At 40.7% G+C, this 15,248-nt stretch carries 13 protein-coding genes, 1 other RNA gene and 1 pseudogene; 12 read left to right on the top strand and 3 right to left on the bottom strand.

Annotated elements, in window-relative coordinates; all coding sequences use genetic code 11:
- Positions 1-262 precede the first annotated feature (262 nt).
- The 8 genes and pseudogenes from PL9631_RS13745 (at position 263) to PL9631_RS13710 (ending at position 7,378) form a co-directional block, all read left to right on the top strand.
- Complete coding sequence (locus PL9631_RS13745) at positions 263-1,366, top strand: sulfate ABC transporter substrate-binding protein (protein WP_197046369.1); 1,104 nt, start codon at positions 263-265, stop codon at positions 1,364-1,366.
- A gap of 49 nt (positions 1,367-1,415) precedes the next feature.
- Positions 1,416-1,742 (top strand): NIL domain-containing protein, encoded by a 327-nt coding sequence (locus tag PL9631_RS13740; protein ID WP_083621145.1) that lies wholly within the window; start codon positions 1,416-1,418, stop codon positions 1,740-1,742.
- A gap of 43 nt (positions 1,743-1,785) precedes the next feature.
- The gene (gene cysT, locus PL9631_RS13735; protein ID WP_083621144.1) at positions 1,786-2,658 is read left to right on the top strand and encodes a sulfate ABC transporter permease subunit CysT; all 873 of its coding nucleotides are present in this window, start codon (positions 1,786-1,788) and stop codon (positions 2,656-2,658) included.
- 30 nt (positions 2,659-2,688) lie between these two features.
- Positions 2,689-3,525 (top strand): sulfate ABC transporter permease subunit CysW, encoded by an 837-nt coding sequence (gene cysW, locus PL9631_RS13730; RefSeq protein WP_083621142.1) that lies wholly within the window; start codon positions 2,689-2,691, stop codon positions 3,523-3,525.
- Positions 3,526-3,599: 74 nt separating this feature from the next.
- Entirely contained in the window at positions 3,600-4,646 is a 1,047-nt protein-coding gene (locus tag PL9631_RS13725) for a sulfate/molybdate ABC transporter ATP-binding protein (protein WP_083621141.1), read from the top strand.
- Between the two features lie 414 nt (positions 4,647-5,060).
- On the top strand, positions 5,061-5,381 hold the full coding sequence (locus tag PL9631_RS13720; protein ID WP_083621139.1) for a hypothetical protein: 321 nt from the start codon (positions 5,061-5,063) through the stop codon (positions 5,379-5,381).
- 113 nt (positions 5,382-5,494) lie between these two features.
- Complete coding sequence (locus PL9631_RS13715; RefSeq protein ID WP_083621137.1) at positions 5,495-5,698, top strand: hypothetical protein; 204 nt, start codon at positions 5,495-5,497, stop codon at positions 5,696-5,698.
- Between the two features lie 636 nt (positions 5,699-6,334).
- Positions 6,335-7,378 (top strand): annotated as a pseudogene (locus PL9631_RS13710) (RNA-guided endonuclease InsQ/TnpB family protein).
- Positions 7,379-7,550: 172 nt separating this feature from the next.
- Here PL9631_RS13710 and PL9631_RS13705 read toward each other — a convergent pair.
- Positions 7,551-8,240 (bottom strand): matrixin family metalloprotease, encoded by a 690-nt coding sequence (locus tag PL9631_RS13705; protein WP_083621135.1) that lies wholly within the window; start codon positions 8,238-8,240, stop codon positions 7,551-7,553.
- Positions 8,241-8,514: 274 nt separating this feature from the next.
- Between PL9631_RS13705 and PL9631_RS13700 the strand changes: the two genes are divergently transcribed.
- Positions 8,515-10,467, top strand: coding sequence for a diguanylate cyclase domain-containing protein (locus PL9631_RS13700; RefSeq protein WP_083621133.1), 1,953 nt, complete (start codon positions 8,515-8,517; stop codon positions 10,465-10,467).
- Positions 10,468-10,532: 65 nt separating this feature from the next.
- Here the strand turns inward: PL9631_RS13700 and PL9631_RS13695 are convergent, their stop codons facing one another.
- Positions 10,533-10,877, bottom strand: coding sequence for an STAS domain-containing protein (locus tag PL9631_RS13695; protein ID WP_083621132.1), 345 nt, complete (start codon positions 10,875-10,877; stop codon positions 10,533-10,535).
- Positions 10,878-11,205: 328 nt separating this feature from the next.
- Between PL9631_RS13695 and PL9631_RS13690 the strand changes: the two genes are divergently transcribed.
- Positions 11,206-11,826, top strand: coding sequence for a DedA family protein (locus PL9631_RS13690; RefSeq protein WP_083621130.1), 621 nt, complete (start codon positions 11,206-11,208; stop codon positions 11,824-11,826).
- Positions 11,827-11,953: 127 nt separating this feature from the next.
- Here the strand turns inward: PL9631_RS13690 and PL9631_RS13685 are convergent, their stop codons facing one another.
- Positions 11,954-13,897 carry a CHASE2 domain-containing protein gene (locus PL9631_RS13685; RefSeq protein ID WP_231516725.1) on the bottom strand — a complete coding sequence of 648 codons (1,944 nt, stop codon included), beginning with the start codon at positions 13,895-13,897 and terminating at the stop codon, positions 11,954-11,956.
- A gap of 187 nt (positions 13,898-14,084) precedes the next feature.
- Between PL9631_RS13685 and rnpB the strand changes: the two genes are divergently transcribed.
- Together rnpB and rnc are read left to right on the top strand one after the other, a co-directional pair.
- Positions 14,085-14,444: RNase P RNA component class A (gene rnpB, locus PL9631_RS13680), an RNA gene on the top strand.
- A 51-nt stretch (positions 14,445-14,495) separates the two neighbouring features.
- Positions 14,496-15,230, top strand: coding sequence for a ribonuclease III (gene rnc / locus PL9631_RS13675; protein ID WP_083621126.1), 735 nt, complete (start codon positions 14,496-14,498; stop codon positions 15,228-15,230).
- Positions 15,231-15,248: the final 18 nt, after the last annotated feature.

The raw sequence follows: 15,248 nt of genomic DNA, 5'->3' as shown, positions 1-15,248 counted from the left end.
ATGCCAGACGTACATTTCCTAGAACAGCATTTGGGGACTGAACACCAGAGGAGGATAGCACCGATTGGATTGCTTCTGACTGCACAACTGGATCAACCTATATGTATTTTGACATGGCAAACGCATTGAATGATAAATTCAATTTTTTAATTTTTGTAATGCAGATGTATTGAAATTCAAACTAACTTAGTATAGAATACAAAGACAGTCAAAAACAAAAGACTGTGTAAATAAATTCCAGACGAATTTCAGGAGTGTGATCATGCGAATCCGTTCACCGTTACCCCCAAAACCTTTCTCTGCCAAGTCTATCGGTTATGTCCTGACTGGACTTGCACTCAACTGCATGGTGGTAGCTTGCTCCTCACCCAACAATCAATCTCCTACGGCCACGAATGCTCCTGCACCCCAAGCCGCCCAAACGGACAAACCGATTAAATTAACCCTCGTATCCTACGCAGTCACAAAAACGGCTTATGAAAACATCATTCCTAAGTTTGTGGAACAGTGGAAAGCCCAAACCGGACAAACTGTGGAGTTTGAACAAAGTTATGGAGGTTCAGGCTCCCAAACCCGTGCGGTTATTGATGGACTTGATGCCGATGTGGTGGCCTTAGCCCTAGCCGGAGATACCGCCAAAATCGAAAAAGCCGGACTCATCGAACCGGGTTGGGAACAGGAACTTCCCAATGAGTCGATTGTCCATAAATCCGTCGCGGCTTTGGTGCTTAGGGACGCGAATACCGATATCAAAGGATGGTCTGATTTAACCCGCGATGATGTTCAGGTAATTACCGCCAACCCCAAAACCTCCGGTGGAGCTAAGTGGAATGTCCTGGTTTTGTCGGGTTCCGTCACCCAAGCCGGAGGCACGCCAGAAGAAGCTCAAACCTTTCTGGAAAATGTCTTTCGTCGAGTTCCGGTTCTGCCTAAAGATGCCCGGGAAGCCAGTGATGTGTTCTACAAACAGGGTCAAGGCAATGTCTTAATTAATTATGAAAACGAGGTGATTTTAGCGGCTCAAAAAGGGGATAAACAACCCTATATTGTGCCGACGGATTATAACATTTCCATTGATAATCCCGTTGCTGTTGTCGATAAAAATGTAGACAAACATGGAACCCGTGAAGTGGCAGAAGCTTTTACCAAGTTTTTGTTTACACCGGAGGCTCAAAAAGAGTTCGCCAAAGTAGGATTCCGACCCGTTGAACCCACAGTAGAAGCCGAATTTGCTACCCAATTTCCTAAAGTTGAAAAACTGTTCACCATTAAGGATTTAGGCGGTTGGAAAGACGTGGATACTCAGTTTTTTGCCGATGGAGCAATTTTTGATCAAATCCAAGCCAAAATTGCCCAATCTAAATAGAGATTGATTCAGTCCCTAAAATTCTAGTCATTTATTTGAGGAGATTAAAATGTCTTTAAGTTCTCCGAATATTGATCAAGAAAATACAGAATTATCTGGATTAAATGCTAGAGAAAAATATCAATCTGATTTCCGAATTAGAGTCAGAATTCCCAAGGAATACCACCAAGAACCCGTGATTTCTCGCCTAGCTTCCGATTATGGTTTACAAGTGAACATTAGTGGAGCAATTTTAGGTCAGAATGCCCGGGAAGATGGTTGGTTTGATTTACTCCTGAAAGGAACTCCCCAACAAATCGATAGTGCCCTAATTTATCTTTCCGATTTGGATATTGAAATTTGGCGGGATTCCCAATCAGAAGTAGATGGCTGGTAAACAATCAATTCAATTCCTATTACCCCTAGAGTATTAAACATTAATGGTGACTTCTGTAGACCAGTTTAAAACCCATAGACCCGCTTCTAATAACCCATTAAAAGAACTTTGGGGGCGGCTTTCTTTGCCCTGGGTTGTTACCTTTTCCTATCTGATTTTTATGTTAATTCTGCCCTTTGCAGCATTAATTACAAAATCCTTAACCATATCCCCCCAGGAATTTTGGAAAATTGCCTTTAGTCCTGTTGCCATGAGCGCTTATAACGTTACTTTTGTAACCGGTTTAGCCGCCGCAGTAGTTAATGGATTGATGGGAACCTTAATCGCTTGGGTATTAGTTCGTTATAGCTTTCCTGGGAAAAAATTAATCGATGCCGCCGTTGATTTACCCTTTGCCTTACCCACTTCCGTTGCTGGTTTAGTCTTAGCAACGGTTTATAGCAATAACGGTTGGATTGGACAATTTTTTGCTCCCTTTGGCATTAAAATAGCCTTCACCCGTTTAGGGGTTTTTGTTGCCATGTTGTTTATTTCCTTACCCTTTGTGGTACGAACTTTACAACCGGTTATGCAAGAAATGGAACGGGAAACGGAGGAAGCAGCTTGGTCATTGGGTGCAACTGAATTTCAAACTTTTATCAGGGTTTTACTTCCCCCCTTAATGCCGCCAATTTTAACCGGAATTGCCCTGGGTTTTTCCCGCGCAGTAGGAGAATATGGTTCAGTAGTAATTATTTCTTCAAGTATTCCATTTAAAGATTTAATTGCTCCGATTTTAGTGTTTCAGCGCTTAGAACAATATGACTATGTAGGTGCGACGGTCGTGGGTACAGTCCTCTTAATTGTCTCATTGTTCTTATTAGTATTAATCAATGCGCTGCAACAGTGGGGACGGCGTTATTCTCTGAAAAGTTAGGATTTTTAACTCTTTAATTGGTTAGCTTTTATGTCATCTTCGCCAACAAATCCAACTCAATCTCAGTCATTCCCTTGGGTTAAATGGCTCCTGATTAGCATTGCTTTACTCTATCTAGCTCTGGTTTTATTTATTCCAGCCATCGCTGTTTTTTACGAAGCCTTTCATAAAGGAACCCAAGAGTTTATCCTTGCTATTAATAGTAGCGACTTTCAAAAAGCAATGCAACTGACCTTAATTATTGCTTTGATTGTCGTTCCAATCAATACGGTTTTTGGACTCTGCGCCGCTTGGGTAATTGCTAGAAATCAATTTAGAGGTCGTACCTTATTAATTAGTATTATTGACCTGCCCTTTGCGATTTCTCCCGTGGTAGCCGGGTTAATGATTGTGCTGTTATATGGTCGCAATGGTTGGTTTGGGCCGGCGTTAGAAAACCTGGATATTAAAGTGTTATTTTCCCTCCCCGGAATGGTACTAGCAACACTATTTGTTTCTTTACCTTTTGTAGCCCGAGAAGTGATTCCAGTTTTAGAAGAATTAGGTTCAGAACAGGAAGAAGCCGCCCGCACTTTAGGGGCTCAGGATTTCCAAATTTTCTGGCGTGTTACCCTCCCCAATATTAAATGGGGTTTGCTCTATGGTGTGCTCTTAACTAATGCGAGAGCTATGGGTGAATTTGGAGCGGTGGCGGTTGTTTCTGGATTAATTGCAGGCAGAACTTTAACCTTACCAACCTTTGTAGAACAAGCCTACAAAAATTATCAAACCGAAGCCGCCTTTGGTGCTGCCACTATTTTAGCGTTACTGGCTTTAGTTACTTTAGTTCTCAAGGAGATATTAGAAAGAAAAACCAGTCACGGATAAATTAATTACAAATTAGAGAACACGAATTGTTTTAATCATTCCTCAATTCGTAATTCGTAATTCTTAGAGGTACTATGGGTATTATCATTAAAAACGTTTCTCAAGTATTCGGTAATTTTCAAGCCTTAGATAATATTAACTTGGAAATTAAAGATGGAACCTTAGTCGCATTATTAGGGCCTTCTGGTTCAGGAAAGTCTACTTTATTAAGAGCGATTGCCGGATTAGAACCCCCCACTGGTGGACAAATTATTATCAACGGTCAAGATACTACTTATTTAGATGTCCGACGCCGCAATATTGGATTTGTTTTCCAACATTATGCCCTGTTTAAACATCTAACTGTCCGGCAAAATATCGCCTTTGGTTTAGAAATTCGCAAACATCCTCGACAAAAAATTAAGACCAGAGTTGAGGAATTATTAGACTTAATTCAGTTAACCGGATTAGGAAATCGTTATCCCTCTCAACTTTCTGGTGGTCAACGTCAACGGGTGGCCTTAGCCCGGGCTTTAGCCGTACAGCCGCAGGTTTTATTACTCGATGAACCCTTTGGGGCTTTAGATGCCAAAGTTCGCTTAGAGTTGCGGAGTTGGTTACGTCAGCTACACGATGAAGTTCACGTTACCAGTGTATTTGTCACCCATGACCAAGAAGAAGCCATGGCCGTGGCGGATGAGATTGTGGTCATGAATCATGGCAAAATTGAACAGGTGGGAAGCCCCTCAGAAATTTATGACCACCCGGCGACCCCCTTTGTCATGCAATTTATCGGCACAGTTAATGTGTTACCCCGTCATACCACACTGTTTCAAGATTTTGATTTAGATTCTACTGCTGCTAATATTTTTATTCGTCCCCATGATCTGGAATTACATACCAGTAATTATCAACAACCTAGTGCTATAGCACAGGTGAAACGGGTGACTCATCTGGGCTGGGATATTCAAGTGGATTTAACCCTCGCCGATGGGGGTGAAATTGTTGCCCATTTAAGTAAGGAACAGTTGACCAAACTAGAACTTCAATCGGGTGATAAAGTTTTTGTTCAGCCTAAACGGGGATATAACGGCGATACCTGCGAAATTGTATTAGAAGAACCCGCCGTAGCAGTCCACTAAAACCCCAAATCGCTTTAACAGGACTTACGCATCACCGCTATCAATAGTAGGGGTAATTCATGAATTACCCCTACATCTAGGGTTACATCCCCCAATTTGCGTAAGTCCTGTTTAACAGCCTCCTATCCCTTCTCTTTTTCAGAGAGGGGTTTTTTATTCGCTAAAGGATAATCAGAAACCGGAAATTTTACAAAACATAACAAGAATAGCAAAACCACTTGCTCAACTGTCATATCCGTTACATAATGGATTTCGTCTTTTGTGCATGGGGAGCAAAGATTTTGCGGACGCGCCAACAAGTGGAACAATCTACCCTGTGATCACCGACTTTACTAGAGATAGTAGCAATATCAACATCATTCTGCTCGGACTCACACCCAATAATTCAATCTAATCCATACCTACGAGGTTGACATGAAAATCATTCAAGGATACAACCCATCAAAAACCATTTCCCCGATGAAGATTCGTAAAGTTAAAGGGGTAACGATTGTGGAGAAATATGGAGATCATATCTATGTATTACCCGATGAAAATAATACTAAAACCGTACCGGTATTTAACAAAGTTGACGCTTTTGATATTAATAATTGGGCAGAAAAAGCCACGGATTTAGATGGATTCTACTTTATTAATGCTATTACTCAGACGGGAAACTATTTGGGTTCTGAATGGAATGATATTATTTTAGGACTAAAATTCCGAGGATTAGCAACTTACGTTTCTACCCATTAATCCCTCATTAAATTAAGTTGTTTATCTCGAATAATACGCATAATCAATAAATCATCCTGATTGTCAGTTAACAGGTCTGTATAGATTGAACACTGACCTCACCGGATGGAAGCATGAACAAGGTATTATCGGGAACATCTACAGATATTCAGCATATCGTCAGCAAAATTTACGCCACAGGTAAAATTACTCGCGCTGACCAAGACGGGTTAATGGCCTTAGTTTGTTCTGACCAAGTTTTAGGGTTACGCGAATGTAAACAAATCAGTGAAATTATTAATCGTTTAAACAACGGATGGTTAAAAGTCATAGATTAAAATATTATTTATATTGATGGCAACTGCTATTATTAATTATTGCGAAATATTAAACTCTGTAAAATTTAGTAAATTGGGGGTTAGCGATCGCAAAAGTCATGCTAACTTAATAGGTATAGGACACCACTCAACAAAACGCAACTGTTGATAACAACCCCACCGGATTAAATGCTTGTGTCCACTCCGCTTTAATCCCATTGCAACGCCATCAGTAGCACTGTGAACTACCGAACTGTTGATATTGTAGAGGGTCAAGGACTCGCCTGGAGCTTAAAAACGATGACGACTGAATTAGCTTTGGGGTCAATATCAGAACAAAGGTCTGTATCGACTTTGCTAGTGCAATACTTCTGATTGGAAAGGTTGCAATTCCTTGTCCGCCTTAGTTTAATGTTTTGCTTTTTTCGTTAACTTATCTGAGATTTGCTTGAGTCAGCTTAGTTTGTTTTGTAACGATTAGGGTCTGGTTATTCTGTGCCAGACCTTAATCATTGGAACTGAATTTTTGCCTTATCGGAAAAATGGGTTTAAAACCCCGTCGTTCTACGACGGCTTTTTATTGTAAACCTTTGTTGCAATATCAACCAATCTTGTGCCCAAAGATATAGCATAAGAAATCAGGCAAGAGGTAAGGCAATGTTAGTATTTGAGTTCAAAACTTACGGAAAAGCCAGTCAGATTGAAGCAGTAAAGGAAGCAATTCGTACAGCACAATTTGTCCGCAATAGCTGTTTACGCTATTGGATAGATAATCAAAAAATAGATAAGTATGATCTAAACAAATATTGCGCCGTGCTTGCTAAGAATTTTCCGTTTGCTAATGAACTCAATTCTCAAGCCAGACAATCTTGTGCCGAAAGAGCCTGGTCTGCTATTTCCCGTTTTTACGAGAACTGCAAAAAGTCAATTCCTGGTAAAAAAGGATATCCAAAATTCCAGAAAAACTGCCGTTCTGTTGATTATAAATCAACGGGTTGGAAACTTGCAGATGATCGAAAATCAATAAAGTTTACCGATAAAAAAAATATTGGTGAACTCAAGTTAAAAGGCACGCGCGACTTACACTTTTACCAAATTAGCCAAATAGAACGGGTGAGATTAGTAAAACGTGCAGACGGCGTGTATGTTCAATTCTGTGTCGATGTTGACCGGAAAGAAAATACAAAGCCTTCTGGCAATACTATCGGACTAGACGTGGGTTTGAAGGAATACTACACCGACTCTAATGGTGTAATGGTTGAGAATCCTAAATTTCTTCGTCAAGGTCAAAAGGTTCTTAAACGTTCACAACGTCGGATTGCCAGAAAAGTCAAAGGTTCAAAAAATCGAGGCAAAGCTAGACAGATTTTAGGGAAACGCCACCTCAAAATAAGTAGGCAACGTAAAGACCATGCTGTGAAATTAGCACGGTAATATACCAGCCAAGAATGCTCTAGTTGTGGTGAAATTGTTAAGAAAACGCTATCCACTAGAACCCATATTTGTAGGTGCGGTTGTGTCATGGATAGAGATGAAAATGCAGCTAGAAATATCCTTAGTCGAGGATTGAGTACCGTAGGGCATACGGGAACTTTTGCGAAGTACGCAAGCAACGCTTTGGGAGAATTGACCTCTGCTCAGGCTGGAGAAATCCTGTTCGAGCAAGTTGGCTCTATGAACAAAGAATCCCCACGCCTTTAGGCACAGGGAGTGTCAAATTAGTCGCGCTTTTGGTGGTATTTGATCAAAACTAATCCAGCAAATCTGACCGAGAATTCTTCCCCTCCCATTACCCATTACTGGTTCGTAATTCGTAATTCGTAATTCATAATTCATAATTCATAATTCATAATTCGTAATTCGTAATTCGTAACTATAATACAGGCCATCCTAAACGAGTAGGTTGCTGATAAATCCGTTTTAAAGTATTAATATCTCTAGCAGAAATAGGCGGGGGTTCTCGAACTTGGGAAAAATACATGACATCTGTGGGTTCAGGACTATGACCCCAAATTCCTAAAGCATGACCAAATTCATGAAGGACGGCGGCTTGAATATATTTTCCGGTTTGGGTGGGACTCAACCAAATCGTAAAGCGATGGGATAAATAGGGAAAACCTTGAGGAGTATATTTAACTGAAACTTTATAACGGGTTTCTGCGGAACTGGCGCGTTTTTTCTGTGGGTCTAGGGGAGGATTTTTTCTGATAATTTCAATATCGGCATTTTCCGGTTCTTCAACCAGATTTAACGGCAAATAATTATCCCATTGTAAAATAGCAGATGAAACACTTTCTTTCCAGTTTTGATCAGAAAGGGAATTTTCAATATAAACTTTAATCGGAAAGTTTGAAAATACTAAATGACCAAAATTAGGGGCTTCAATTTTATCAAAATAATCACCTTGACTATTTGTATCTTGCCAACTTTCTAAACTTTCTGGTAAGGGGTGAGGTTGAAATGGAATTTTATCATCGGTTGCAATAGTTGGGATTTGACTGATTAAAACTATAAAAAATGTTGTTAAAATTAGCCTAATTAAACTTATAAAATGACGCTGCATTAGTAATCTCCCCACATTCCAGAGAAGGTGTTACAATGGAAGCAAAAACCTGAGCAGTAAGTTTTCTCTTTTTCCATAGTATTATATTATTTTGCAAACATTTAACACAAAAATGGGTCATGGGTATCTTTAAAATTTATTCCCCATCGAATTCCTAGATGATCAGGCTCTTAACCTACTTGTATCAATTAAATCCTAACTCACCACCAACTTTTCTAATTTTCTGCTAATCTGAACTCAACATAATCAGTAGTTTTCTAAGTTACCTCTAGGTATGTCTCCATCTCCGAGTTTTCAGGAAAATCAACGATTACAAACACTTTATCGTTACAACGTCCTAGATACGGCTTCTGAAGCTGCATTTGACCGAATTACGCTATTAGCCTCTCGGTTGCTAGGGGTTCCGATTTCCTTAGTCAGTTTAGTGGATCAAGATCGAATTTGGTTTAAATCCCGCCAGGGACTTGATTGTCCTACAGTTGATCGCGAAGGCAGCTTCTGCGGTTTTGCCATGTATAATCAGGGCGTTTACTGCATCAATGACACCCTAATTGATCCCCAATGGTGTGATCATCCCTTAGTCAAGGGAGAGTTTGGCTTACGGTTTTATGCGGCTGCTCCTCTGTGTACGTCCGATGGACAAAGGTTGGGAACCCTTTGTGTAATGGATCATCACCCCCATGAATTAAGTGAGTTAGAAGTGCAAACTCTGCAATCTCTAGGGGAATTGGTGATAGAACAGTTGGATTTGCGTCTAGCCTCCCAACGGTTACAGGAAACGGAAATCGCCCTGATGCAAAGTGAAAGTCGTTTTCGAGCGTTAGTGGAACAGGCGGCGGACGGATTTCTGTTGCATGATTTTAATGGCCAGATTTTGGATGTGAATGAATTTGCTTGTCAGAGTTTGGGCTATACCAGAAAGGAACTTTTAAGGTTATCGATTCAACAGATAGAAACCGAGCCCATTCCTATGATCCTATTCCAAAGTTTAGTTCCGGGTCAACCCATAGCCATACAACGAATTTACCGTCGCCAAGATCAAACAACTTTTCCGGTAGAAGTTCGCCTGGGTTTAATTCAGGTGGGGGGACAACAATTAATTCATACTTTAGCTCGGGATATTAGCGAGCGTTTAGAAATTGAACAACAACTTAAACAGCAAGCCGAACGGGAACGACTCAATACCCGACTGACCCAACGCATCCATGAATCCCTAGAATTAAGTCAAATTCTGAATACGACCGTTACCGAAGTCCGTCAAGCCCTAAAAAATGAACGGGTGATTATTTTCCGCTTTGAGAGTGACCAAGAGGGAGAAGTCTTAACAGAATCCCACGCTCAGGAATGTTTTTCTCTGTTAGGTAATCGATATAAAGATGGTTGCATCCAGGAAACTTTAAGTCTGGAAAAGACCGATAAAGTTAAATCCGTTGCTGATATTTATACAGGTGATATAAGTCGTTGTCATCAAGAACTATTAATTAAACTTCAAATTCGAGCCTATCTAGTGACTCCGATTTGGCATGGACAGAAAATGTGGGGGTTGCTAGTCGCTCATCAATGTTCTAATCCCAGAAAATGGCAGGTTTGGGAACAGGAACTATTAGTTTCTTTAGCAGCACAATTGGCGATCGCCATTCAACAATCCGAACTTTATCATCAATTAAAAATTGTCAATCATGAATTAAGAGATTTGGCAACTTCTGATAGTTTAACCGGAATTGCCAACCGTCGTTATTTTGATGAATACCTCAAGAATCAGTGGGAGCAATTATCTCAAGAACAAGCCCCGTTATCAGTAATTCTTTGTGATTTAGACTTCTTTAAACTCTATAACGATACCTATGGTCATTTAGCTGGCGATCAGGCTTTGCGAGAGATAGCCCAGGCTATTTCTCAAGCTATGAAACATCCTACGGATCTTCTCGCCCGCTATGGTGGGGAAGAATTCGCTATAATTTTACCAAAAACAAGCGTAGCAGATGCTATTTTAATTGCCCAAAGTATTCAAAACCAGATTGAAAAATTAAAAATTATTCACTCGGGTTCATCTGTCAGCCATTACATGACTTGTAGCTTAGGAATTGGTACAGTCATGCCCTCGGAAAAAATGAATGCGAAACACTTGATCGAGATCGCAGATCAAGGACTCTATCAAGCCAAAGCTCAAGGACGGAATCAATATGTGGTTTCTGCACTCTCCCATTCTATCGGTCAATTCGTCTAAACTTGATCACAGATCAACAGCTAATTATTGATTAACTAGCCACCCAAACAGGATTTAATCCTTAACTAAGCCGAAAGTAAGGTTTCCGAGCTTGAGAAAATCTCCTCAATATTTTCTATAATTTCAAATACTCGATCAAGCTGGGTAATTTCAAAAATCAGCCGGGCCGTCGCAGAAGGTCTACACATCACCAAACGACATCCTTTACTGCGAGAAAATTTCACGGCGGTGACAACCGCTCCTAAACCCGAACTATCCATAAAGTCTACAGATGCCATATTCATCACCCAAATTTTGTCAGGCTCTAGGGGAATATGAGGCAGTTTTTCTTTGAGGATCAAACCTCCTTGGGAGTCAAGACGAGTTTGGGGTTGAAGCCAAACATACCCATTCAGTTGTTGCCATTCCATGGTGATCGCTCCTCGCTTACTAATGTAGTGGACAGAAAGTTTGACCCATGGGGATCAAATCAATCTTAATCCATCTTAACTTAGCTACAATTGTGAGGGAGAATTTATATTGACTCCCATTAAGGTCTATTAAGGATCATCGCTGTTCTCCATTAGAGTAAACTCATCATTAATAACTTAGGAACATTCAACTGTTAGATTTAGACAGACTCGGCCAAATTTGTTGTTGTGTTCTTAAACTCGTCTGAGATTGACACAACGGCTAAAAACCCGTCAAGATATATTGAGAAGTATAAAGCTTTGCAAAAAAATATAAAGGCAGCATTGAATGTCTTTTGAGTTTGTATCCTTAGAAACAATTCGAGAAATTGCTCATCAATACGGCTACTGGTCTGTATTTGTGGGAATTACCCTAGAAAACGCTGGCATTCCCCTCCCAGGAGAAACTATTACCCTCGTGGGTGGATTTTTAGCCGGGAGTGGTGAATTGAATTATTGGTTTGTCCTTGGCACTGCCATTGCTGGGGCCATTTTAGGAGATAACTTTGGTTACTGGCTGGGAAAATGGGGCGGTTGGCCGCTATTAGTCGGTCTAGGCGGGTTCTTTCGGATTCGGGAAGAACAACTCCATGAGGTTAAGGAACAATTCCGCCAAAACGCGGCCAAAGCCGTTTTCCTCGGTCGCTTTATCGCATTATTACGGATTTTTGCCGGGCCTTTAGCGGGAATTGCTCAAATGCCATACTGGCAATTCTTCCTATGCAATGCGGCTGGGGCTACGGTTTGGGCATCGGTAATGGTGAGTCTATCTTATTTTGTGGGAAATGTGATTTCTTTGGAACAATTAGTGGCTTGGGTTGCCAAATTTACCCTTGTAGCTCTAATTTTAGTGATAGTTTGGTTAGTGGTTCCCATGTGGTTGGAAACTCGTAAAGCCAAAAATCTTTAATCCAAAAATCATATAACAACGGAACAGGCCATAGAGAACAGCACCAGAAAAAACCCTGGTGATTGCCCTACTATTCCTGTTCCTTTCCTCAAAAACCCATCTAGTCTACTCCGTACCTAAGAGCCATTTATTTTGATATTTTAGATTTGGTTTTCCAGCCCATAACCTGATAAATGTCCACCAGTTCCTGCCGACCTTTAAGTGGAATTAATCCCCAAGATTCGACTTCAAAACTTTCCGCAATATATTGTAAAGTTTGATCTGCAATTAAAATCCGACAAATTCCCGATTGTCGATCTTTTTCACAACTTTCTAAACGGGAAGCAATATTAACACTATCTCCTAATAAACCATATTCTAACCGTTCTTTTCCCCCCAAACTTCCGGCGACAATCGGGCCAGTAAAAATCCCAACTCGCATGGCAATTTCGGGAAAATTTCGACGTTTCCAATCTTGATTTAACTGTTTTAAATGGTCTTCAAAAGCTAAAGCACAGGCAACCGCATTATAAGCATCGTTGGCAATAGATTCCTCGTTTCTGCGAGCTAGGGGAACCCCAAAAGCCGCCATAATTCCGTCCCCAGTAAACTTATTAATAATACCGTGGTGGGTTTGGACACATTGGGTTAAAACTGATAAATATTCATTTAACCATTCCATTAAAATTTCTGGGGGCATTTCTTCAGAAATGGTACTAAAATTTCTAATATCACTAAATAGAATAGTGGCAATTAATTTTTGACCGGGTAACTTCCCATCTTCTAATAAACGATCGCGACTATTCCATAAAGCATTGGCAATTTCTGGTGAGGTATTTTGTCCTAATAATCGCATCACAATTTGTTGCTGACGTTGGGCTTGAAAAGCACGATAACCGGTAACAGTACCACTGGTAAATAGTAGGGCTAAACCCGGAGTTGTGGTGGGAACCCAACGGTTATGTAAAAATAGGAAAAAACTTAATCCAAATAAAACACCGACTAAACATGGATTTCCCAGGGTAATAATCAAAGGATTTCGACTTGACCAAGCTAGGGTTGCTCCGATTAAACCCCAACTACAAATCCATAAAAATTCTCCCCATTGTTCCCAAAAAACAAATAAATCACGCTCACCTAAAACCCCATCTAAAATTTGACTGACCATTTGAGCATGGACGATAACCCCTGGCATTTTAAAGTCATTTTTTTCCGCCGGACTATAGGGAGTTAGAAATAAATCTTTGCCACTAGGAGCTAATGTCCCAATTAAAACAATTTTATCTTTAATCCAACTTTGGGGAATGGTTTCCTCCAAAAATTCTGTTAAACCGATCATCCTAGCCACATGATTAGCAGAGCGATAATTTAATAGAATTTGATAACCTTGATCATCAATGGTTTGATAACCACCGGAATTTCGAGATAAGGGCACAAATTCCGCCTTTCCCCAAGTGATAAAATTAGGATCTACCTGATTATTAGCGGGTGCAATTCCTAAAGCTAATAAATACCGCAATGCCATTCTTAAAGAAAATGAATAAAAAGTCCCATCTGGGGTACTAGCAAACATCAAATTTCGACGAATCACATTATCGGGGTCAAGTAATAAATCATTAAAACCTACTCGATCCTCCGGGATATTCGGCGGTGCGGGGATTCTTTTGATTTCACTATATCCTAAATTATTAATGACTATAATATTTTTATGGGTTTGAAGTTTTTTATGCAATTCATCATATCCAGGTTCATATCTAATATCACGATAAAGATCTAAACCAATAACTCTCGGTTGATATTCAGATAGTTTTTTTAATAATTGGGCAATCACTTGATCAGACAGGGGCCAACGCTCAAGTTTTTGAATATCTTCTTCTGTAATTCCGATCACTACTAATCGAGGATCTGCTGCTAAAGCGGGACGCAATCTGACCATTTGATCATAAGCGACTAATTCTAAGGGTTGTAACCAACCTAAATAATAAATTCCTAAGAGTACAGATAATACCAGAATAGTGGCGATAATTACCGCAGAAATCTCCGATAGATCAAGCCACTTATTACTCAATTTATTAATTTTAAAAATACTCACAATAATCAGTGATCAGTAAACAAGTATCCGCATTCAGTCATCAGTGAAATAAATAAAATCAGGACTTTTCTAATTAATTATAACTTTAGATTACCCCTAACTGAGTCCAGAAACCCCATGTCGCATCTGGTCTAAGGATTAGGGATTGCTATAACTGATTTTGCAGTAGTATGGGAAAGGAGGGTAAAGAGTGAGCGTAGGCGATTACGGACTCGATGAGTCTGAGGAAAGTCCGGGCTCCCGAAAGACCAAACTTGCTGGGTAACGCCCAGTGCGAGCGATCGTGAGGATAGTGCCACAGAAAAATACCGCCTTCGGGTAAGGGTGCAAAGGTGTGGTAAGAGCGCACCAGCAACGTCGTGAGGCGTTGGCTCGGTAAACCCCGGTTGGGAGCAAGGTCGGAGGAACTAGGGTTGGTCTTTTCCCCGTTTCGTTGAATAGTGGTACCGCTAGAGGTGTCTGGTAACAGGCATCCCAGATAGATAATCGCCGTTCTGTGCTAATTCTAGCCAGAATAACAGAACCCGGCTTATGTCTGACTCTTTCTCTCCCTAATTATTAGAGCCTAGGCTCATCTTAAGAGTGAAAACCCAAATCTATGACTATTGGTTATCCAAATCGAAAACGCCAGTTACAAAAGCTGATTCAACGTTTGGGACTCCCCGACCATCTGCCGATTCGATGGGATTTATTAGACTTAGCCCTAACTCATCCGACTCTCTCGGCTGAGGCGAATTATGAACAATTGGAGTTTGTCGGGGATTCGGTGGTGAGATTAGCCGCTTCTGAGTTACTTTATGAGGTTTATCCTGACTGTCCGGTGGGGGAATTTGCGGCGATTCGTTCTATTTTAGTGAGCGATCGCACTTTAGCAGAAATTGCGGATCAGTACGGATTTGGTAAATTTTTACTCGCCGCCGGGAGTGCGATTCGGGACAAAGCCGGGGAAGAATCCCGTCTAGCGGACTGTTTTGAAGCGGTCTTGGCCTGTTTATATCTCAGTAGTCAAAATTTAAACTTAATTCGTCCTTGGTTAGATTCCCATTTTCGCGATCGCGCTGCCAAAATTATTCGTGATCCAGCCCGAAATAATTATAAAGCTGCCCTACAGGAATGGACACAAAGCCACTATAAAGTTTTACCTGAATATAAAGTCCAACAAAATCGCCAAATTCATAATGATGAGGGGCGTTTTACTGCGGTGGTTTGGTTACAAGGTCGTCAACTGGGGGAGGGTACGGGACGTTCAATTAAAGCGGCGGAACAGGCGGCGGCGGAAGTGGCTTTTCTTTCTGTAGTAGAAACTCAAAAACCTGCCGAGATTAAGCGATAAAAACAGGAAAAATCACCA

Origin of the sequence: Planktothrix paucivesiculata PCC 9631 (assembly GCF_900009265.2) — a bacterium.
Taxonomy (GTDB): Bacteria; Cyanobacteriota; Cyanobacteriia; order Cyanobacteriales; family Microcoleaceae; genus Planktothrix; species Planktothrix paucivesiculata.
The sequence above is the reverse complement of the archived record's forward strand: the minus strand, read 5'-3'. Positions and strand labels throughout refer to the sequence as shown.

Excerpts from the sequence above, each read along its gene's own strand:
- PL9631_RS13745 (WP_197046369.1), top strand. The coding sequence starts at position 263 with ATGCGAATCCGTTCACCGTTACCCCCAAAACCTTTCTCTGCCAAGTCT.
- PL9631_RS13740 (WP_083621145.1), top strand. The coding sequence starts at position 1,416 with ATGTCTTTAAGTTCTCCGAATATTGATCAAGAAAATACAGAATTATCT.
- cysT (WP_083621144.1), top strand. The coding sequence starts at position 1,786 with ATGGTGACTTCTGTAGACCAGTTTAAAACCCATAGACCCGCTTCTAAT.
- cysW (WP_083621142.1), top strand. The coding sequence starts at position 2,689 with ATGTCATCTTCGCCAACAAATCCAACTCAATCTCAGTCATTCCCTTGG.
- PL9631_RS13725 (WP_083621141.1), top strand. The coding sequence starts at position 3,600 with ATGGGTATTATCATTAAAAACGTTTCTCAAGTATTCGGTAATTTTCAA.
- PL9631_RS13720 (WP_083621139.1), top strand. The coding sequence starts at position 5,061 with ATGAAAATCATTCAAGGATACAACCCATCAAAAACCATTTCCCCGATG.
- PL9631_RS13715 (WP_083621137.1), top strand. The coding sequence starts at position 5,495 with ATGAACAAGGTATTATCGGGAACATCTACAGATATTCAGCATATCGTC.
- PL9631_RS13705 (WP_083621135.1), bottom strand. The coding sequence starts at position 8,240 with ATGCAGCGTCATTTTATAAGTTTAATTAGGCTAATTTTAACAACATTT.
- PL9631_RS13700 (WP_083621133.1), top strand. The coding sequence starts at position 8,515 with ATGTCTCCATCTCCGAGTTTTCAGGAAAATCAACGATTACAAACACTT.
- PL9631_RS13695 (WP_083621132.1), bottom strand. The coding sequence starts at position 10,877 with ATGGAATGGCAACAACTGAATGGGTATGTTTGGCTTCAACCCCAAACT.
- PL9631_RS13690 (WP_083621130.1), top strand. The coding sequence starts at position 11,206 with ATGTCTTTTGAGTTTGTATCCTTAGAAACAATTCGAGAAATTGCTCAT.
- rnc (WP_083621126.1), top strand. The coding sequence starts at position 14,496 with ATGACTATTGGTTATCCAAATCGAAAACGCCAGTTACAAAAGCTGATT.